The following is an 18,143-nucleotide window of genomic DNA, read 5'->3' on the forward strand; positions in this document are numbered from 1 at the left end:
CTATTCCCCTATTCCCCTATTCCCCTATTCCCCTATTCCCCTATGACGCATGAGAGGGGCATTCATGCATACAATCGACCATTCAAAGATGGCGATCGGTGGCATCAGCACTGCTCGCATCGCGGATCTGCGCGAGACCGAGGCCGAAGCCTTCCGCAAGGCAAGGCCGAAATCGGCAGCCAAGGTCGGCAACGGCCTGCCGGGTTTCTTCGGCGGCGTGCCGATGCACTGGATGAACGACTGGCCGACGCCGTTCCCGATAATGGTCGACAGCGCCAGAGGCGCCACTATCACTGACATCGACGGCAATCGGCTCGATGATTTCTGCCTCGGCGACACCGGCTCGATGTTCGGCCACTCGCCGCCGCCGGTCGCCCACGCCATCCGTAGGCAGGCCGGACGCGGCCTGACCTACATGCTGCCTTCGGAAGATGCACTCGCCATCGGCCCGCTGCTGCAACAGCACTTCGGCCTGCCGTTCTGGCAGATTGCGACAACGGCGACCGATGCCAACCGCTTCGCGCTGCGCGTCGCCCGCGCCATCACCGGCCGGGGCAAGATCCTGGTCTTCAACGGCTGCTATCACGGCTCGGTCGACGAGACGATGGTGCGTCTGGTCGGCGGCAGACCGGCCAACCGGCCAGGACTGGCCGGCGAATTCCGCGACCTGACCCGGGCGACCGATGTCGTCGAGTTCAACGATGTGCCGGCGCTTGAGACAGCACTCCGGGACCAGCAAATCGCCTGTGTCGTCACCGAGCCGGTGCTGACCAATTCCTGCATGGTGCTGCCCGATCCCGGCTTCCACAACGCGCTGCGGCGTCTCACCCGCGCCGCTGGCACCCTGCTTCTGATCGACGAGACGCACACGATCTCGACCGGTCCCGGCGGCTACACCAGGAAACATGGCCTGGAGCCGGACCTGTTCGTGCTCGGCAAGCCAATCGCCGGCGGCGTGCCAGCCAGCGTCTGGGGCATGAGCGAGGGCGTCGCCACCCGCTATGCCGACTATGTCAGGACCAAGGAACCAGGCTATTCCGGCATGGGCACGACGCTCTCGGCCAATCCGCTGCAGTTCGCAGCGATGCGCGCCACGCTCGAAGAGGTGATGACCGACGAGAACTATAGCCATATGGACCATCTGGCGCGGCGGCTCGACGCCGGGCTGACCGCCGTCATCGACCGTTACCGCCTGCCTTGGCATGTTGCCCGAGTCGGCGCCCGCGTCGAGTTCATCTGCGCACCCGGCCCGCTGAGGAATGGCGGCGAGGCGGAAGCAGCGCACGCACCGGCGCTCGAAGCGGCTGTCCATGTCGCGCTGGTCAATCGCGGCGTGCTGATCGCGCCGTTCCACAACATGATGCTGATCTCGCCGGCGACCAGCGCGGCCCAAGTGAACCGCCTGATCACCGCCTTCGGCGCGGTTGCGGCAAGGCTCGCGGCATGAGACAAGCTTGCACATGAGAGAAGCGCACAAGCAAACTTTGAACGCCATCATCGCCTCCCCTTCGGGCTCAACGCCCGCCGAGGCGCATACCTTTCTCGACGCCCATCCCGAGATCGAAGCGTTCGACATCGTGCTGACCGATGCCAATGGCGTCGGGCGTGGCAAGATCGTGCGCCGGCACGAGTTGATGAGCATCTTCGAGGGCGGCAGGCATATGCCGATCTCGATCCTCGGCCTCGACATCACCGGCGAGGACGTGCACGAGACCGGACTGATCTGGACGACGGGCGACGGCGACCTGCGGGCATGGCCGATCCCCGGCACGCTGGTGCCGCTGTTCGGCACACAGCCGCCGCGCGGCCAGGTGCTGATGGCGATGTACCATCTCGATGGCCAGCCGATGTCCTCCGACCCGCGCCTGGCGTTGGGCCGTCAGGTGGAGATACTGGCGGCCAAGGGCCTGCATCCGGCCGGCGCCTTCGAGCTCGAATTCTTCCTGCTTGCCAACGAGCGCGACGCCGACGGCAAGGTGCAGCCGGCGCACGCGGTGCTCGACGGCCGCCGCTCGGCCAAGACAGAGGTCTATTCCGTCGACCATCTGCACGGCATGGAGCCGCTGTTTTCCGATATCTATGCCGCGGCCAGGGTGCAAGGCATCCCAGCCGAGACGGTCATTTCCGAATATGCGCCCGGCCAGTACGAACTGACGCTTAATTATCGCAAGGACGTGATGCGGGCCGCCGACGACCTCGTCATGCTGAAGCGGCTGGTGCGGGCGCAGGCGCGCCGCCACGGCGTCACTGCCTGCTTCATGGCCAAGCCGATCGAGAAATACGCCGGCTCCGGCATGCATTTCCATGTCTCGCTGCAGAACAAGGCCGGCAACAACGTCTTTGCCGAAGCCAGCGGTGAGACCTGGTCCTTGCCGCTGCTGCGCGGACTGGGCGGCCTCATCCAGACCATGGCCGAATCGATGCTGGTGTTTGCACCGCACGCCAATTCATGGCGGCGTTTCGTTTCGCAATCCTATGCGCCGGTGGCGCCGACCTGGGGCGTCAACAACCGCTCGGTGGCATTGCGCGTGCCGGCTGGCGACGCGAAAAACCGGCGCATCGAGCACCGGCCGTCGGGCGTCGACGCCAACCCCTATCTGGTGGCGGCAACCGTGCTGGCCGGCATCGTCAAGGGTCTCGATGAGGGCCTCGATCCAGGCCCCGAAACCACCGGCAATGGCTACGAATCAGCAATCACGCGCACCACCATGCCGGTGGACTGGCGCGCCGCGATCGAGGCGGCAAGGGCCTCGACATTCCTCAAAGCGGCGCTGGGGGAAGACCTGCACCGAACATTCGTGGCGATCAAGCAATCCGAATATCTGCGGGTGGCGCGCACGGTCAGCGAACTGGATTATCATCTCTATCTGCACGAGGTGTGAGGCATCGCATCGCCGGTCATTCGCCCAGCGAAAGCCGGGTCCCGGCTATTTGAAGGAACCTTTCTGGGGCTTCGCTCATTCCGCATCTGATCGCAGCAGCGGGCAAGGCCGCATCAGCCATGATCGCCAGGATGCAGACAAATTCTCCACACCACGCCAAGGTGCAGGCAAGACGCTGGCCCAAGCCTGAATTGCCTGAGACGGCAGAAGACGATGGCGCAAGCACCATTCCCGAACTCAGCGAAGTGGCGAAGGCCTGTCGCCGCTGCCCGCTGTGGCGCAACGCAACGCAGACCGTGTTCGGCGAAGGGCCTGACAAGGCCAAGGTGGTTTTCGTCGGTGAACAGCCAGGCGACCAGGAGGATCTGGCCGGCAAACCTTTCGTCGGTCCGGCGGGAAAAGTCTTCGACGCCATCCTGGACGATGCCGGCGTCGACCGGCTGAAAGTCTATGTCACCAATGCGGTCAAGCATTTCAAGTTCGAGCCGCGCGGCAAGCGGCGCATCCACTCGAAGCCGAATACCGGCGAGGTACAGGCCTGCCGCTGGTGGCTCGACAGGGAGCTCGATCTGATCAAGCCCAATCTGGCGGTGGCGCTCGGCGCAACGGCGGCGCAGTCACTGCTCGGCAAGGTCGTGCCGATCATGAAGATGCGCGGCGCGGTCGTGGATCGGGACGATGGCTTGCCTGTGTTCGTCACCATCCACCCGTCCTTCATCCTGCGTATTCGCGAGCCGGCGGACAAGCAGGCCGAACGCGAGCGGTTCCTGCAGGACATGAAGGCAGTGAAAAAGCTGATGGCCGCCTGACCCCTATCTGATCAGGATTGCCCTCAAATCATTGACGTTCGTCCCGGTCGGGCCGGGCACGAAGAGATCGCCGACGGCGTTGAATGCCGTCCAGGCATTGTTGCCGGCAAGCATCGCCTTGGCATCGACGCCTGCCGCCCGCATCCGCGACACCGTCGAGCCGTCGGCAAAGGCGCCGGCATTGTCCTGCGAACCGTCGATGCCATCGGTGTCAGCGGCCAGTGCATGGGCGCCCTCCATGCCGCTGATGCCGATGGCGAAGGCAAGCAGAAACTCGGTGTTACGACCGCCCTTGCCCTTCGCCCGCACGGTCACCGTCGTCTCGCCGCCTGATAGAATCAGCACGGGCTTCGGGAAAGGCCGGTTGCGCTTCGCGACTTCACGGGCGATTGCCGCATGGACACCCCCAACTTCGCGCGCTTCGCCCTCGATGGAATCGGAGAGGATGGCCGCCTCAATACCATGGCGCCTGGCTTCGGCCGCAGCCGCTTCCAGCGAGACGCCGGCCGAGGCGATCAGATGCACTTCGTTGCGCGAAAAACGCGGATCATCGACGCGCGGCGCATCGGCGGCCGGCGAATTGATATGCGCCATCACGGCAGCCGGCAGTTTCATGCCATAGGCGGCGATCGATGCCAGCGCCTCTTGGCGGTTGCCGGAATCGGGAACGGTCGGGCCGGAAGCGACAAGCGCCGGATTGTCGCCGGGAATGTCGGAGACCACCAAAGATACCAGCTTTGCCGGATAGGCAGCTGCCGCCAGCCTGCCGCCCTTGATGGTGGAAACATGCTTGCGGATGGTGTTCATGGCGGCGATCGGCGCGCCGCAGGCGAGCAGCGCCTCGTTGACGGCGATCTCGTCGGCCAGCGTCAGACCTTCGGCGGGCGCCGGCAGCAGCGCCGAGCCACCGCCGGAGATGAGCGCCACGACCAGATCGTCCGCGGTCAGCCCCTGCACCTTTTCGAGCAGCCGGCGCGACGCTTCGAGCCCTGCGGCATCCGGCACCGGATGCGCCGCCTCGATGATCTCGATGCGCTGGCATGCCGCGCCATAGCCGTAGCGGGTGACGACCAGCCCTTCGATCGGCCCGTCCCACACTTTTTCGAAAGCCGCCGCCATCTGCGCCGAGCCTTTTCCTGCACCAATGACGATGGTGCGCCCCTTCGGCATTGCCGGCAGATGATCCCTGATCGTCCTCTGCGGATCAGCGGCGGCAACGGCGGCGTTGAAGATGGCGGCGAGGAAGGATTTGGGATCGAGCGCCGTCATTTTGCTTCCGGCGGCAGTGCCAGCTCGCGCCCGTCGACGCCGAGGTGGCTGCACAGCGCATCGACGACGACGCCGTGATCCTCACGCTCCGGCAGGCCCGAGACCGCGATCACACCGATGACGCCGGCACCTTTGACCGTTATGGGAAAGCCACCACCGGCCAGCACATAGTCCGATATGTCGAGCCCCTCGCCTGGCTTGAAGCTGCGGTCGGGACGCTGCTGCTCCAGCACCATGCGGTAGGTGCTTTTCAGGAACCGCTGCACCACGTTGATCTTGCGCCGCGCCCAATCCGGATTGGAGGCGTTCGAGCCCGGCATTGCCGCGTAGAACAGCGGCCGGTCGAAGGTCCTGATGTCGACGATGATCGGCAAGCTCTGGGCCAGTGCCCGGTCGCGGATCGTCGAGCCGATCTTGAAGGCGACAGCTTCATCGAAGACCGAGAAGACAAGCTCGGCTTCCTGTTTCTGGATCAGAGCGATATCGTCTGCAACGGCCATGTCGTTCCCCTATCAACGTCGCGGCACCCTTTGACCGATGGCTGCCGCTGGGTCAAGCGGGGCGTGTGGGATAGCTAAACCGCCATATCGGTCTTCATCGCCCGCCCGGCGACGTAGACCTCGCGCACGGCACGGTCGTCGCCCAGCGTCTGCAGCAGAAACAGCTCCTCCGCCAGCGTGTCCGCCGTCTCCATCCGCAGCCGCATGGCCGGCGTGGCGCGGGCATCGAGGACGACGATGTCGGCATCGCTGCCTTGGTCGAGCGTGCCGATCCTTTCCACGATCGACAGCGCCTCGGCATTGCCGCGGGTGAGCTGCCAGAACGACTGGAACGGATTGAGCTTCTCGCCGTTCAGCGCGATCACCTTGTAGCCCTCATCCATGGTGCGCAGCATCGAGTAATTGGTGCCGCCGCCGATATCGGTGGCGGTGGCGATGCGGAGTGCTTTTTCGCGGCGGCGGTAACGCTGATAGTCGAACAGGCCCGAGCCGAGGAACAGGTTCGAGGTCGGACAGAACACGGCGACCGAGCCCGTTTCCGAAAGCGCATCCGCCTCGCGTTCCGAAAGATGGATGCAGTGGCCGAACAGACTTTTGCGCCCGAGCAGCCCATGGTGCTCGTAGACATCGGTATAGTCGCGTGCCCGCGGGTAGAGTTGCAGCGTAAAGGCAATCTCGGCGTGGTTTTCCGACAGATGCGTCTGCATGTGCAGATCAGGATGTTCGCGGCAGAGCGCGCCCGCCATTTCCAACTGTTCGGGCGAGGAGGTGATGGCGAAGCGCGGCGTGATGGCATAGTGCTGGCGCCCCTTGCCGTGCCACTCCTTAATCAGCGCCTTGCTGTCGTCATAGGCCGATTGCGGCGTGTCGAGCACGCCCTCCGGTGCGTTGCGATCCATCATCACCTTGCCGGCAATGTTAAGCATGTTGCGGTGATGCGACTCGGCGAAGAACGCCTCGGCCGATTCCTTGTGCACCGAGCAATAGGCGGCGACGGTCGTCGTGCCGTGGCGCAGCATCTCGTCGAGGAACAGCCTGGCGATGCGGCGGCCATGCTGGGCGTTCTGGAATTTGGTTTCCTCGGGAAAGGTGTAAGTATTCAGCCAGTCGAGCAGTTCGGCGCCGTAGGAGGCGATGACCTGCATCTGCGGAAAATGCGCATGCGGGTCGATGAAACCAGGCAGCAGCAAATGCGGACGGTGGTCGATCTTTTTTGCGCCTTCATCAGCCTTTTTCTCGACGTCGGCATAGGCGCCCGCGGCAACGATCCTGCCGTTGCGAAGCAGCAGGCCGCCGTCGTCCTCGTAGCGCCAGGCGGAATGGTCGTCGACGGTCTCAGGCCAGCGCAGGAAGGACAGCGTGCGGCCGCGCAGGAGCGTGCTGGTCATGCTTATTTCCCCGCCTCCTCGAACCATGCCACCAGCAGCGCCCGCTCCTTGTCGGTGATATGGGTGACGTTGGCGGGCGGCATCGCGTGGCTGCGGCCGGCCTGCAGGTAGATCTCGCGGGCCTGCCCGGCGATACCGGCGTCCGTGTCGAGCATCACACCTTTCGGCGCGTGATAGATGCCATCGTAGGACGGCTCCTGCGCATGGCACATCGAGCAACGGCCAAGCACCGTATCGCGCACTGCGGGAAAATGCGCCGAGGCGATATAGACCTGTGCCGTCGAGGACGCCTTGACTTCGCCGGTCAGCACTTTCGGCGCGGTTGACAGCCAGATGATGACGACGAACAGGACGGCGGCAGCCAGCCAGATCCAGGTCGGGTTGCCCTTGCGCGCATGCATGGTGTTGAAATAGTGCCGGATCAGCACGCCGATGATGAAAACCAACGAGGCGATCACCCAGTTGAACTGGGTAGCAAACGCCAGCGGGTAGTGGTTCGACAGCATCAGGAAGAGAACGGGCAGCGTCAGGTAATTGTTGTGCAGCGAGCGCTGCTTGGCGATCTTGCCGTATTTCGGATCTGGCTTCCTGCCGGCGATCAGGTCGGCGACGACGATCTTCTGGTTCGGAATGATGACCATGAAGACATTGGCCGACATGATCGTCGCGGTGATGGCGCCAAGATGCAGGAAAGCGGCGCGGCCGGTGAACAGATGGGTAAGACCCCAGGCGATGAACACCAGCACGCCATAGAGCACCAGCATCAGGCCGGTGTCGCTCCTGCCAAGGGGCGAACGGCATAAGAGATCGTAGACCACCCAGCCGACGCCGATCGTCGCCAGCGACAGCAAGATGCCTGTAGGCACCGACATGGCAAGCACGTTGGGATCGATCAGGAAGAGGTCCGCGCCGGCATAGTAGACGACGCACAGCATGGCAAAGCCCGACAGCCAGGTAGCGTAGGATTCCCATTTGAACCAAGTCAGGTGCTCAGGCATTTCGGTCGGCGCCACGAGATATTTCTGGATGTGGTAGAAGCCGCCGCCATGCACCTGCCATTCTTCGCCGAAGGCGCCGACAGGCAGGCCCGGACGCTGGCGCAAGCCGAGATCGAGCGCGACGAAATAGAAGGACGAGCCGATCCAGGCTATGCTGGTGACGACATGCAGCCAGCGCACGGCGAAACTCAGCCAGTCCCAGAAAATCGCAAAATCGATCATTGAAAAGTCGTCCCTGCCGATTGGGTGACTTTACGGACTGGAGCGCAAACGGAAAGGGCCGAGCGGCACGATGACTTTCAAAAAAAAATGGAAAATACTACAGCGCCGCGCGTCCGTTGGACGCGCAAAGGACGCTGTAGAACTTTTATCTGGTGCATGATCCTTTCCGAAAATCGATTCCGATTTTTCGGGGTCATGCACTAGGGTTATCCCTGCGCAGCCGCATGAGAGCCCCAAAGCCGCATGGCCTATCTCGACAACATCTCCGTCTTCGTTCGCGTCGTCGAGCTCGGCAATCTGTCGGCGGCGGGGCGCGACATGCGCATTTCGCCAGCGGTCGCCTCCAACCGCATCAAGGAGCTCGAAAAACATCTCGGTGTCAGGCTGTTCAATCGCACGACGCGGCAATTGATGCCGACCGAGCACGGCACGGTGTTCTACTCCGGCGCCAAGCAGGTGCTTGAGGCGGTCACCGAGGCGGAAGCCGCTGTCAGCGCTTTGTCCGGCCAGCCGCGTGGCACCATCAAGGTGACAGCGCCGCTTGGCCTCGGCCGGCGGCTGGTGGCGTCGGGAATCCCCGATTTCCACGACAAATATCCTGACATCGAGGTTCGGCTGAGGCTTTCGGACCACAATGTCGACATCATGAAGGAAGGCATCGACGTCGCGTTCAGACTGGGTATCATCGAGGATTCCAGCCTGAGAATGCGCGGCATCATGGAGTGCGAGCGGGTGCTGGTGGCGGCGCCGAAATATCTGGAGACGCGCGGCGAACCGACCGAGCCGCAGGAACTGATCGCCAACAAACACGATTGCCTGATGCTGCGCTACGCCGGCGCGCGCGAATATGTGTGGACGCTGCAGACGGCCGACGGTCCGCGGAAATTCGAGGTGCACGGACCCTATGACACCGACGATGGCGACGTGCTGACCGGCTGGGCGCTGTCGGGCCGCGGCATCATCAACAAGCCGCGCTTCGAGGTCGAGCCGTTCATCCGCGACCGGCGTCTGAAGGTGATCCTGCCCGACACGCCACCGACGCCGGTGCAGTTCGCCGCCGTCTACCCGCACAAAAAGCTGCAGGACCCGAAGGTGCGGCTGCTGCTCGATTTCATGGCCGAGCGCTGCCAACGGCTGATCAAAGAAATTCTGGCCGGCAAATGAGCGTTGCTCGAATTCTGGCCGTCAGCCGGCCATTGCCTTGCCACGAGAGACGGGGTGCGGCGCGGCTCGCGCGCCAGCATGGGCGGCCAGTGCCGTCATGATCTCGGCCGCCGCCAAGGCCGCAATGACTTGCGGACGCTTGTCCTTGACCGCATCGCCGCCGATCGGCGAGACGAGGCCGGCAAATTGCGCCTCGCTGCCGTCCGCCGCCTTCAGGAACCAGTTCCTGAATGTCGCCTTCTTGGTCTTCGAGCCGATCATGCCGACATAGGCGGCATCCCGGCGTTTCAGTGCCTCGGCGACGATCAGGAAATCCAGTGCGTGGTCGTGAGTGAGGACGACGAATGCGGCGCCAGCCGAAGCCTTGCGCACCATCGCCTCGGGCATTGGCGTCAGGCTGGTTTCGACCGTGTCCGGCATGCCCTCCAGCGCCTCGGCCCGCGTCTCGACAACGACGACACGGACCGGCAGCAAGGCCACCGCCGAGGCCAGCGCCTGGCCGACATGGCCGCCGCCGAAGATGTAGACATGCGGCAACTGCGCCTGCTCGGCGTCCGCCGCCGCGACCAGCTCTTGCGCCAACGCCGTGTCGACCCGCCGGATCAGCACCTCGACCCTGCCGCCGCAGCACTGGCCGATCTCGGGCCCGAGCGGGACATCGAGCGTCGTGCGCGTATCCCTCCCCCTTGAGGGGAGGGTGGCGGCGAAGCCGTCGGGTGGGGTCGCCGCGGCAGTGCTCGACATTTTCTTAGGTCGCGTGCTTCCTCTACCGGCCCCCTCTGGCCGCTCCGCGGCCATCTCCCCCTCAAGGGGGGAGAAGAGCAGCTGCCGCGCCTTGTCGATCGCGATGAATTCGAGCTGGCCGCCGCCGATCGTGCCAAAAATCGCCGCGCCCGAGACGAGCATGAAGGCGCCCTTCTCGCGGGGCGTCGAGCCTTTGGTCCCAGCCACCTCGACCAGGGCAACCCGGCCGGCGCCGCCAAGAAATGCTTTCAGGGTTTGCACTTTCGAGGTCATGTTTTTGCTTTCCCTATCGGGAAACATAGGGTTTTTCGGCCCGGATTGCACGCCTTGTACGAACCCGGGACCGAGTTCAAGCACCAGCCTTGGCTTCCCTCTTCAGCCGTTCGATCGCCATCAGCACCCGCTCCGGCGTCGCCGGTGGGTCGAGGCGCGGGCAGATCCGATGGCCGGCAACGCTTGCCACCGCATCCGACAGCGCATGCAGCACCGAGATGCCGAGCGGCAGCGGCGGCTCGCCGACCGCCTTGGAGCGGTGCACCGTCGGCTCGCTCGCTTCCGGCCAATCGGCCAGCGTCACATTGAAGATCTTCGGTCGGTCCGAGGCGAGCGGAATCTTGTAGGTCGACGGCGCATGGGTGCGCAGCCGGCCCTTTTCGTCCCACCAAAGCTCCTCAGTCGTCAGCCATCCCATGCCCTGGATGAAGCCGCCTTCGACCTGGCCAAGGTCGATGGCGCGGTTCAGCGAGCGGCCGGTCTCGTGCAGGATGTCGGTGCGCTCGACGACATACTCGCCGGTCAGCGTGTCGACCGAGACTTCCGAGCACGCGGCGCCATAGGCGAAATAATAGAAGGGACGACCCTCGCCCTTGTCGCGATCCCAGTGGATTTTCGGCGTCTTGTAGAAGCCCGCCGCCGAAAGCTGGATGCGCGCCATATAGGCCTGCCTGATGAGATCGGCGAAGGCGATCTCCTGGTTGCCGATGCGCACCCGGTTGGGCAGGAACAGCACCTGGTCGCGCGGCACCTGGTATTTTTCGGCTGCGAAGTTGGTCAACCGCTCCTTGATCTGCCGGGCCGCGTTCTGCGCCGCCATACCGTTGAGGTCGGAACCGGACGATGCGGCCGTCGCCGAGGTGTTCGGGACCTTGCCGGTCGTCGTCGCGGTGATCTTTACCTGGTTGAGGTCGATCTGGAATTCTTCCGCCACCACCTGCGCCACCTTGACGTAGAGACCCTGCCCCATCTCGGTGCCGCCATGGTTCAGATGCACCGAACCGTCGGTGTACACATGCACCAGCGCGCCGGCCTGATTGTAGTGCGTCGCGGTGAACGAGATGCCGAACTTGACCGGCGTCAGCGCCAATCCACGCTTGATGAAGCGGCTGTTGGCGTTGAAAGCTTCAATGGTGCGGCGACGCCTCGCATAGTCGCAACTCGCCTCCAGTTCGGCGACGATGCGGTGGATGATGTTGTCCTCGACCGTCTGGTGATAGGGCGTGACGTTGCGGTCGCTGGTGCCATAAAAATTCTTCTTGCGAATCTCGAGCGGGTCCTTGCCGACGGCAAAGGCGACCTCTTCGATGACACGCTCGGCGCCGACCATGCCTTGCGGCCCGCCGAAGCCGCGGAAGGCGGTGTTCGACACGGTGTTGGTGTAGAGCGGCGCCGATTGCGCATGAACCGCCGGCCAGAAATAGGTGTTGTCGCAGTGGAACAGCGCGCGATCGGTGACCGGGCCCGACAGGTCCGCCGAGAAGCCGCAGCGCGCCGCAAACATGAAATCGACGCCGAGGATATTGCCCTCGTCGTCGAAGCCGACCTCGTAATCGACGAGGAAGTCATGGCGCTTGCCGGTGGCGATCATGTCGTCGTCACGGTCGGGCCGGATTTTCACCGCGCGATGGTGTTTTTTCGCAGCAATCGCCGCGAGCGCGGCAAACTGGTTGCCTTGCGTTTCCTTGCCGCCAAAGCCGCCGCCCATGCGGCGGATCTCGACCGTGACGGCATGGCTCGGCACGCCGAGCGCATGGCTGACCATGTGCTGGATTTCGCTCGGATGCTGGGTCGACGAATAAATCGTGACGTCCTGATCCTCGCCGGGAATGGCCATGGCGATCTGGCCTTCGAGATAAAAATGGTCCTGGCCGCCGATGCGCATTTTTCCTTTCAGCCGGCGCGGCGCCGCCCTGATCGCAGCCGCGGCACCGCCGCGCCTCAGGGTCAGCGGCGGCGTGACCAGCTTGTCCTTCCTGGGATCGAGGACGCCGATGTCGGTGACGAAAGGCAATTCCTTGTATTCGACCTTGGCCAGCCTTGTGGCGCGGCGCGCCTGCTCGCGGGTTTCGGCGATGACGCAAAAGATCGGTTGGCCGAAGAACTGCACCTTGCCGTCGGCCAGCACCGGTTCGTCGTGGCGGCTGGTCGGCGAAATGTCGTTTTCGCCCGGCACGTCGCTCGCCGTCAGCACGTCGACGACGCCGGGTGCTGCGCGCACCGCCGCCAGGTCCATGCTGCTGATGGTGGCATGCGTGGCCGTCGAAAGCCCGAGGCAGCCATGCAGCATGCCGGATGATTCCGGCATGTCATCGATATAGACGGCCGTGCCGCGGACATGCTTGTGCGCGGAATCATGACGCTGGTCGGTGGCAACGCCACCAGCGATTTTCTGCGCCTTGAGGTTTGGAGCGTGCTTGGTCATCACGCCGCCTCGTGGCGCGATATCTGGATCGGTGCTTTGGTGCCGCTGGTCTCGGCGAAGAACCGCAACAGCAGGTTGCGCGCCGCCAGCGCCCGGTATTCGGCGCTCGCCCGCATGTCGGTCAGCGGGGTAAAGTCTTTGGCGTACTCGGCCATGGCGGTCTCGACCGTCGGTTCCGTCCAGGGCCTGCCGAGCAGCGCCTTTTCCACGCCGAAAGCCCGCTTCGGCGTTGCCGCCATGCCGCCATAGGCGATGCGCACCTCCGCCACCGTGCCGTCCTTGGCCAGGGCCAGCAGGAATGCGCCAAGTGCGGCGGTGATGTCCTCGTCACGGCGCTTGGTGATCTTGTAGACGGCGAATTTGGTATCCCTGCCCGGCACTGGGACATGCACGGCCTCGACGAATTCGCCCGGCTGTCGGTCCTGCTTGCCATAGGCGATGAAGAAGTCTTCAAGCGAGATCGTCCGACGCTTGTTGCCGCGGCGCAGCGTCAGCCGCGCGCCGAGTGCGATCAGCGGCGGCGGCGTGTCGCCGATCGGCGAGCCATTGGCGATGTTGCCGCCGATCGTGCCCATGTTGCGCACCTGGTCGCCGCCGATGCGATCGAACAGCGGGCCCAGCGCCGGGATGCGTTTCGCCAGCATTGAGAAAGCCTCGGTGTAGGTGACACCAGCGCCGATCGAGATGATGCCCTTGTCTTCGGAAATCCGGCACAGCCCGTCGAGATTGCCGATGAAGATCGCCGGCGCAATCTCGCGCATGTGCTTGGTCACCCACAGGCCGACATCGGTCGAACCGGCAACGATGGTGGCGCCCGGCTCCTTGTCGAGCACGGCGGCGAGGTCGTCGGCATCGGCCGGGACGACCAGGCGCTGCTTGCCGGCGCCGATCTCGATGCGCGAACCGTCTTTCATCGCTTCGAGCTTGCTCGTGATCGCCTTGCGCTCCGCTGCCAGCGGATCCTTTGCCGCCTTGCCGTAGCTGGAGATGGCACGTGCCGCCCGCATGATCGCCTCGTAGCCGGTGCAGCGGCAGAGATTGCCCTGAAGCGCCTTTTCGATGGCTGCATCCGATGGCTCCGGTGACCGCATCCACAGGGCATAAAGCGACATGACGAAGCCCGGCGTGCAGAAGCCGCATTGCGAGCCGTGGAAATCGACCATCGCCTGCTGCACCGGATGCAGTTTTTCGCCGTCGCCGCGCAGATGCTCGACGGTTACGACATGCGTGCGATCGAGCGAGCCAAGGAAGCGGATGCAGGCATTGACGCTGTCATAGACGAGCCGGCCGCCTGACAGCCTTCCGACCAGCACGGTGCAAGCGCCGCAGTCGCCCTCGGCGCAGCCTTCCTTGGTGCCGCGCAGCGAGCGCTCGAGCCGCAGCCAGTCGAGCAAGGTCTCGTCGGGCGCGACCGTGGTCAGCGCAACATCCTCTCCATTGAGGATGAAGCGTATCTCATTGCGTATCTTGAGTCTCGTCATGTCTCAGCTCCCCCGATAGGTCGAATAGCCGTAGGGCGATATGAGCAGCGGCACGTGATAGTGCATCGGCTCGGCCATGCCGAAGCGGATCGGCACGCTGTCGAGGAAGGCCGGTTCCGGGAGTCTCAATCCCTGCCGGCGCAGATAGTCGCCGGCGGCGAAGACCAGCTCGTATTCGCCGGTGCGGAATTCCGCGTCGGCAAGCAGCGGCGCGTCACACCGGCCGTCGGCATTGGTGACCGCTGTCTTCAGATGCGTCCGCATGTCGTCGTTGATGCGGTAAAGCTCGATCGACAGGCCTGCCGCCGGCCTGCCGGTCGCGGTGTCGAGGACATGGGTCGTCAGACGTCCGCCTTCGGCTTTCGACGTTTCCGCCACTGGCTGCTCCCATTCCGGTACACTCAAACGTGCTTGACGAATTGTGCGCCAATTAAAGGCGATGCATAAGTCCCGGTCGAGTGAAGTGCTGCAAAAACACTTTCAAAAATTTTCGGGGGAATGCGCAAGCAATCCTTTCGACTATCCTGATCACACTATCCGGCAGGAGCGACAATGCGTTACGAACGAGACATGCGCGGCTACGGCGCCAATCCGCCGGATCCGAAATGGCCCGGCAGGGCGCATGTCGCGGTGCAGTTCGTCGTCAATTACGAGGAAGGCGGCGAAAATTGCGTCCTGCACGGCGACAAGGCTTCGGAAGCCTTCCTGTCCGAGATCGTCGGCGCTGCACCCTGGCCCGGGCAGCGCCACCGGAACATGGAATCGATCTACGAATATGGCGCCCGCGCCGGCTTCTGGCGATTGCTGCGCCTGTTCACCGAGGCTGAGGTGCCGATCACCTGCTACGGCGTCGCCACAGCACTGGCGCGTTCGCCCGACCAGGTCGTGGCGATGCAGGAGGCCGGCTGGGAGATCGCCTCGCACGGGCTGAGATGGATCGACTATCGCGACCATGCGCCGGAGGACGAGCGCCGCGACATGGACGAGGCAATCCGGCTGCACTACGAGGTGACCGGGGCACGGCCGACCGGCTGGTACACCGGCCGCACGTCGATCAACACCGTGCGGCTGGCGGCGGAAGAGGGCGGCTTCGACTATGTGTCGGACACCTATGACGACGAGCTGCCGTACTGGTTCGAGCATGGTGGGCCGGACGGGTCGGCAAAGCCGCAGCTCATCATCCCCTATACGCTCGACGCCAACGACATGCGTTTCGCCACGCCGCAGGGCTTCAACTCGGGCGACCAGTTCTTCGCCTATCTCAGGGATAGTTTCGACACGCTTTATGCCGAGGGCAAGGCAGGGCGGCCGCGCATGATGAATATCGGCCTCCACTGCCGCCTCGTCGGCAGGCCGGGCCGGGTCGCGGCGCTGAAGCGCTTCGTCGACTACGTCAAATCGCACGACAGGGTCTGGCTGGCGCGACGCATCGACATTGCAAGGCACTGGCAAGAGAACCATCCGTTCCGGCCGCCGACGCTGCGCCCGTCGAAGATGGAATTCGAGGCTTTCGTCCAGGCATTCGGCGGCGTATTCGAGCATTCGCCGTGGATCGCCGAGCGCGCCTATGAGCTGGAGCTCGGTCCGGCGCATGACAGTGCCGGCGGTCTGCACAATGCGCTGTGCCGTGTCTTTCGCGGCGCCAGCGAGACCGAGCGGCTCTCCGTGCTCAACGCCCATCCCGACCTTGCCGGAAAACTGGCTCAGGCCAAGCGGCTGACAACGGAATCGGCCAGGGAACAGGCTTCCGCCGGGCTCGAGGCGCTGACCGATAAAGAGCGCGAGCTGTTCTCCAAGCTCAATGCCGCCTACGTCACCAGTTTCGGCTTTCCCTTCATCATCGCGGTGAAAGGCAAGACCAAGGAAGAAATCCTGGCGGAGTTCGAGGCGCGCATCGGCAACAGCCGCGGCGTTGAATTCGAAACCGCCTGCAAACAGGTCGAGCGTATCGCACTGCTCCGCCTCAAGGACATGCTTCCGCAATAGGCCTGGCTTCCGCAACAGGCTCTGAACTGATGGATACGATGAAAATGGCCGACCGAACCTATTACGCGCCGCAGGGCGGCCACCCCGGCCAGAGTGAGCTGCTGACCGGCCGGGCCGTCTTCACCGAGGCCTATGCCGTCATTCCACGGGGGGTGATGCAGGACATCGTCACCAGCGCCCTGCCGTTCTGGGACGAGACCCGCGTCTGGGTGCTGTCGCGCCCGCTGTCGGGTTTTGCCGAGACGTTTTCGCAATACATCGTCGAGGTCGCGCCCGGCGGCGGCAGCGACCGGCCGGAACCGGATGCCGGCGCCGAGGGCGCCCTGTTCGTGGTCGAGGGCGAGCTGACCGTTTTGCTGGCTGGCGAGAAACATGTCCTGCAGCCGGGCGGCTTTGCTTTCCTGCCGCCGGCCAGCGGATGGACCGTTCGCAACGAGGGCGGCGCACCCGTTCGTTTCCACTGGATCCGAAAAGCCTACGAAGCCGTGGAGGGCATCGATACGCCGCAAGCCCTTTTTGCAAACGAACAGGACATCGCGCCCACGCCCATGCCCGGCACCGAAGGCAGATGGGCGACGACGCGTTTCGTCGATCCTGAAGACATGCGCCACGACATGCACATCACCCTGGTTACACTCGAGCCGGGCGCGGTCATCCCCTTCGCCGAGACCCATGTCATGGAGCACGGCCTCTATGTGCTGGAGGGCAAGGCGGTCTACCGCCTTAACCAGGACTGGGTCGAGGTCGAGGCCGGCGACTATATGTGGCTGCGCGCCTTCTGCCCGCAGGCCTGCTATGCCGGCGGTCCGAGCCAGTTCCGATATCTGCTCTACAAGGACGTCAACCGGCATGCCAAGCTTGGCGGCGCCGGCGTCGCGAGGCGCGCGCCATGAGCCGCATTGTGGCGCGCCCGCTGACCCGCGAGAACTTCGCTGAATTCGGCGACGTCATCGATATGGGCGGCGACAATCACTACCCGATCAATGGCGGCAAGGCGGAACGCTACCACGACCTCGCCACCGCCGAGGCGCAGGGACCGAATGCGCGCGTGCTGATATCTATGGTGCGCGGCACGCCTTACAATTTTCCGCTGAAGCTCACCATGGTCGAGCGTCACCCGTTCGGCAGCCAGGCTTTCATCCCGCTGTCGCCACGGCCGTTCCTGGTCGTCGTCTGCCATGACAGCGACGAAGGCCCAGGAGAGCCGCACGCATTCATCACCGCGCCCGGGCAAGGCGTCAATTACCCACGCAATCGGTGGCACGGCGTGCTGACGCCGATCGGTGAGGCCCAGGATTTTCTCGTCGTCGACCGCGGTGGCGACGGCTCCAACCTCGAAGAGTGCCATTTCTCGCACGGTTACGAGATCGATCTGCCGGACAGGAGCCAATAATGGCCGATACTTCGCTGATCGACCGCCTGCTCGACGTCATCGAGCATGACATCGTGCCGAAGACGGCCGAAGGCGTCGCCCATGGCAATAAGCTGTTCGGCGCGGCGATCTTGAGAAAGGATGACCGCTCGCTGGTGCTCGCCGAAACCAACAACGAGGCGGAAAATCCGCTCTGGCATGGCGAGGTGCACTGCCTGAAGCGGTTCTACGAAATGCCGAAGGCCGAGCGCGTCGACACCAAGGACGCGATCTTCCTCGCCACGCACGAACCCTGCTCGCTCTGCCTGTCGGCGATCACCTGGACCGGCTTCGACAATTTCTACTATCTGTTTTCGCACGAGGATTCGCGCGACAGCTTCGCCATCCCACACGACCTGAAGATCCTGAAGGAGGTCTTCACCCTCGACCCTGGCGGCTACAATGCCGAGAACGCCTATTGGAAGAGCTTTTCGATCCGAAGACTGGTGCGGTCGCTGCCCGAGGCCGAGCGCAAGCGGCTGGAAGCACGGATCGGCAAGATCTCGGCGCGCTACGACGAACTGTCCAGCGCTTACCAGGCGAGCAAGGACGAAAACGACATTCCGTTGAGTTGACGCGGATTGACCAGCC

16 protein-coding genes are annotated in these 18,143 nt (G+C 64.0%); 8 read left to right on the top strand and 8 right to left on the bottom strand.

All coding sequences use genetic code 11. The features are described from left to right. Positions 1-64: 64 nt before the first annotated feature. From AC0L2M_RS25665 to AC0L2M_RS25675, 3 genes are all read left to right on the top strand, one after another. Positions 65-1,447, top strand: a complete 1,383-nt coding sequence (locus tag AC0L2M_RS25665; RefSeq protein WP_128168391.1) for an aspartate aminotransferase family protein — start codon at positions 65-67, stop codon at positions 1,445-1,447. Positions 1,448-1,460: 13 nt separating this feature from the next. Next, positions 1,461-2,882 (top strand): glutamine synthetase family protein, encoded by a 1,422-nt coding sequence (locus AC0L2M_RS25670; protein WP_473536241.1) that lies wholly within the window; start codon positions 1,461-1,463, stop codon positions 2,880-2,882. Between the two features lie 86 nt (positions 2,883-2,968). Next, positions 2,969-3,691, top strand: coding sequence for a UdgX family uracil-DNA binding protein (locus tag AC0L2M_RS25675; protein ID WP_280806757.1), 723 nt, complete (start codon positions 2,969-2,971; stop codon positions 3,689-3,691). A 3-nt stretch (positions 3,692-3,694) separates the two neighbouring features. Here AC0L2M_RS25675 and AC0L2M_RS25680 read toward each other — a convergent pair whose 3' ends face one another. The 4 genes from AC0L2M_RS25680 to AC0L2M_RS25695 form a co-directional block, all read right to left on the bottom strand. Next, positions 3,695-4,960: a glycerate kinase type-2 family protein gene (locus tag AC0L2M_RS25680; RefSeq protein WP_473536242.1), complete on the bottom strand. Its 1,266-nt coding sequence runs from the start codon at positions 4,958-4,960 to the stop codon at positions 3,695-3,697. Next, positions 4,957-5,460: a heme-degrading domain-containing protein gene (locus AC0L2M_RS25685; protein ID WP_128172895.1), complete on the bottom strand. Its 504-nt coding sequence runs from the start codon at positions 5,458-5,460 to the stop codon at positions 4,957-4,959. Before AC0L2M_RS25685 ends, AC0L2M_RS25680 begins: the two co-directional genes overlap by 4 nt. A gap of 74 nt (positions 5,461-5,534) precedes the next feature. Beyond that, positions 5,535-6,848, bottom strand: coding sequence for a guanine deaminase (gene guaD / locus AC0L2M_RS25690; RefSeq protein WP_473536243.1), 1,314 nt, complete (start codon positions 6,846-6,848; stop codon positions 5,535-5,537). 2 nt (positions 6,849-6,850) lie between these two features. Next, the gene (locus tag AC0L2M_RS25695) at positions 6,851-8,068 is read right to left on the bottom strand and encodes a urate hydroxylase PuuD (RefSeq protein WP_473536244.1); all 1,218 of its coding nucleotides are present in this window, start codon (positions 8,066-8,068) and stop codon (positions 6,851-6,853) included. Between the two features lie 243 nt (positions 8,069-8,311). Here AC0L2M_RS25695 and AC0L2M_RS25700 point away from each other — a divergent pair, with 243 nt between their 5' ends. Then, positions 8,312-9,232 carry a LysR family transcriptional regulator gene (locus tag AC0L2M_RS25700; RefSeq protein WP_473515205.1) on the top strand — a complete coding sequence of 307 codons (921 nt, stop codon included), beginning with the start codon at positions 8,312-8,314 and terminating at the stop codon, positions 9,230-9,232. 21 nt (positions 9,233-9,253) lie between these two features. On the opposite strand, the gene xdhC is transcribed toward AC0L2M_RS25700, so the two are convergent. The 4 genes from xdhC to uraH all read right to left on the bottom strand — a co-directional run bounded on the left by xdhC (position 9,254) and on the right by uraH (position 14,533). Continuing rightward, the gene (gene xdhC, locus AC0L2M_RS25705) at positions 9,254-10,249 is read right to left on the bottom strand and encodes a xanthine dehydrogenase accessory protein XdhC (RefSeq protein ID WP_473536245.1); all 996 of its coding nucleotides are present in this window, start codon (positions 10,247-10,249) and stop codon (positions 9,254-9,256) included. Positions 10,250-10,325: 76 nt separating this feature from the next. Continuing rightward, positions 10,326-12,674 (bottom strand): xanthine dehydrogenase molybdopterin binding subunit, encoded by a 2,349-nt coding sequence (gene xdhB / locus AC0L2M_RS25710; protein ID WP_473536246.1) that lies wholly within the window; start codon positions 12,672-12,674, stop codon positions 10,326-10,328. Further along, complete coding sequence (xdhA, locus tag AC0L2M_RS25715) at positions 12,674-14,155, bottom strand: xanthine dehydrogenase small subunit (protein WP_473536247.1); 1,482 nt, start codon at positions 14,153-14,155, stop codon at positions 12,674-12,676. The genes xdhB and xdhA overlap by 1 nt, the downstream gene beginning before the upstream one ends. Before the next feature lie 3 nt (positions 14,156-14,158). Next, on the bottom strand, positions 14,159-14,533 hold the full coding sequence (gene uraH, locus AC0L2M_RS25720) for a hydroxyisourate hydrolase (protein WP_236377917.1): 375 nt from the start codon (positions 14,531-14,533) through the stop codon (positions 14,159-14,161). A 174-nt stretch (positions 14,534-14,707) separates the two neighbouring features. Here uraH and puuE point away from each other — a divergent pair, with 174 nt between their 5' ends. The 4 genes from puuE to AC0L2M_RS25740 are packed head-to-tail and all read left to right on the top strand — an operon-like array spanning position 14,708 to position 18,127. Beyond that, positions 14,708-16,141: an allantoinase PuuE gene (gene puuE / locus AC0L2M_RS25725; RefSeq protein ID WP_473536248.1), complete on the top strand. Its 1,434-nt coding sequence runs from the start codon at positions 14,708-14,710 to the stop codon at positions 16,139-16,141. A gap of 44 nt (positions 16,142-16,185) precedes the next feature. Continuing rightward, complete coding sequence (locus tag AC0L2M_RS25730) at positions 16,186-17,034, top strand: bifunctional allantoicase/(S)-ureidoglycine aminohydrolase (RefSeq protein WP_473536249.1); 849 nt, start codon at positions 16,186-16,188, stop codon at positions 17,032-17,034. Beyond that, the gene (locus AC0L2M_RS25735) at positions 17,031-17,534 is read left to right on the top strand and encodes an ureidoglycolate lyase (protein WP_473536250.1); all 504 of its coding nucleotides are present in this window, start codon (positions 17,031-17,033) and stop codon (positions 17,532-17,534) included. The genes AC0L2M_RS25730 and AC0L2M_RS25735 overlap by 4 nt, the downstream gene beginning before the upstream one ends. Next, positions 17,534-18,127 carry a nucleoside deaminase gene (locus tag AC0L2M_RS25740; RefSeq protein ID WP_128172886.1) on the top strand — a complete coding sequence of 198 codons (594 nt, stop codon included), beginning with the start codon at positions 17,534-17,536 and terminating at the stop codon, positions 18,125-18,127. Before AC0L2M_RS25735 ends, AC0L2M_RS25740 begins: the two co-directional genes overlap by 1 nt. Positions 18,128-18,143: the final 16 nt, after the last annotated feature.

The sequence above is a fragment of the Mesorhizobium sp. WSM4806 genome (genome assembly GCF_055811635.1).

Excerpts from the sequence above, each read along its gene's own strand:
- AC0L2M_RS25665 (WP_128168391.1), top strand. The coding sequence starts at position 65 with ATGCATACAATCGACCATTCAAAGATGGCGATCGGTGGCATCAGCACT.
- AC0L2M_RS25670 (WP_473536241.1), top strand. The coding sequence starts at position 1,461 with ATGAGAGAAGCGCACAAGCAAACTTTGAACGCCATCATCGCCTCCCCT.
- AC0L2M_RS25680 (WP_473536242.1), bottom strand. The coding sequence starts at position 4,960 with ATGACGGCGCTCGATCCCAAATCCTTCCTCGCCGCCATCTTCAACGCC.
- AC0L2M_RS25685 (WP_128172895.1), bottom strand. The coding sequence starts at position 5,460 with ATGGCCGTTGCAGACGATATCGCTCTGATCCAGAAACAGGAAGCCGAG.
- guaD (WP_473536243.1), bottom strand. The coding sequence starts at position 6,848 with ATGACCAGCACGCTCCTGCGCGGCCGCACGCTGTCCTTCCTGCGCTGG.
- AC0L2M_RS25695 (WP_473536244.1), bottom strand. The coding sequence starts at position 8,068 with ATGATCGATTTTGCGATTTTCTGGGACTGGCTGAGTTTCGCCGTGCGC.
- AC0L2M_RS25700 (WP_473515205.1), top strand. The coding sequence starts at position 8,312 with ATGGCCTATCTCGACAACATCTCCGTCTTCGTTCGCGTCGTCGAGCTC.
- xdhC (WP_473536245.1), bottom strand. The coding sequence starts at position 10,249 with ATGACCTCGAAAGTGCAAACCCTGAAAGCATTTCTTGGCGGCGCCGGC.
- xdhB (WP_473536246.1), bottom strand. The coding sequence starts at position 12,674 with ATGACCAAGCACGCTCCAAACCTCAAGGCGCAGAAAATCGCTGGTGGC.
- xdhA (WP_473536247.1), bottom strand. The coding sequence starts at position 14,155 with ATGACGAGACTCAAGATACGCAATGAGATACGCTTCATCCTCAATGGA.
- puuE (WP_473536248.1), top strand. The coding sequence starts at position 14,708 with ATGCGTTACGAACGAGACATGCGCGGCTACGGCGCCAATCCGCCGGAT.
- AC0L2M_RS25730 (WP_473536249.1), top strand. The coding sequence starts at position 16,186 with ATGGCCGACCGAACCTATTACGCGCCGCAGGGCGGCCACCCCGGCCAG.
- AC0L2M_RS25735 (WP_473536250.1), top strand. The coding sequence starts at position 17,031 with ATGAGCCGCATTGTGGCGCGCCCGCTGACCCGCGAGAACTTCGCTGAA.
- AC0L2M_RS25740 (WP_128172886.1), top strand. The coding sequence starts at position 17,534 with ATGGCCGATACTTCGCTGATCGACCGCCTGCTCGACGTCATCGAGCAT.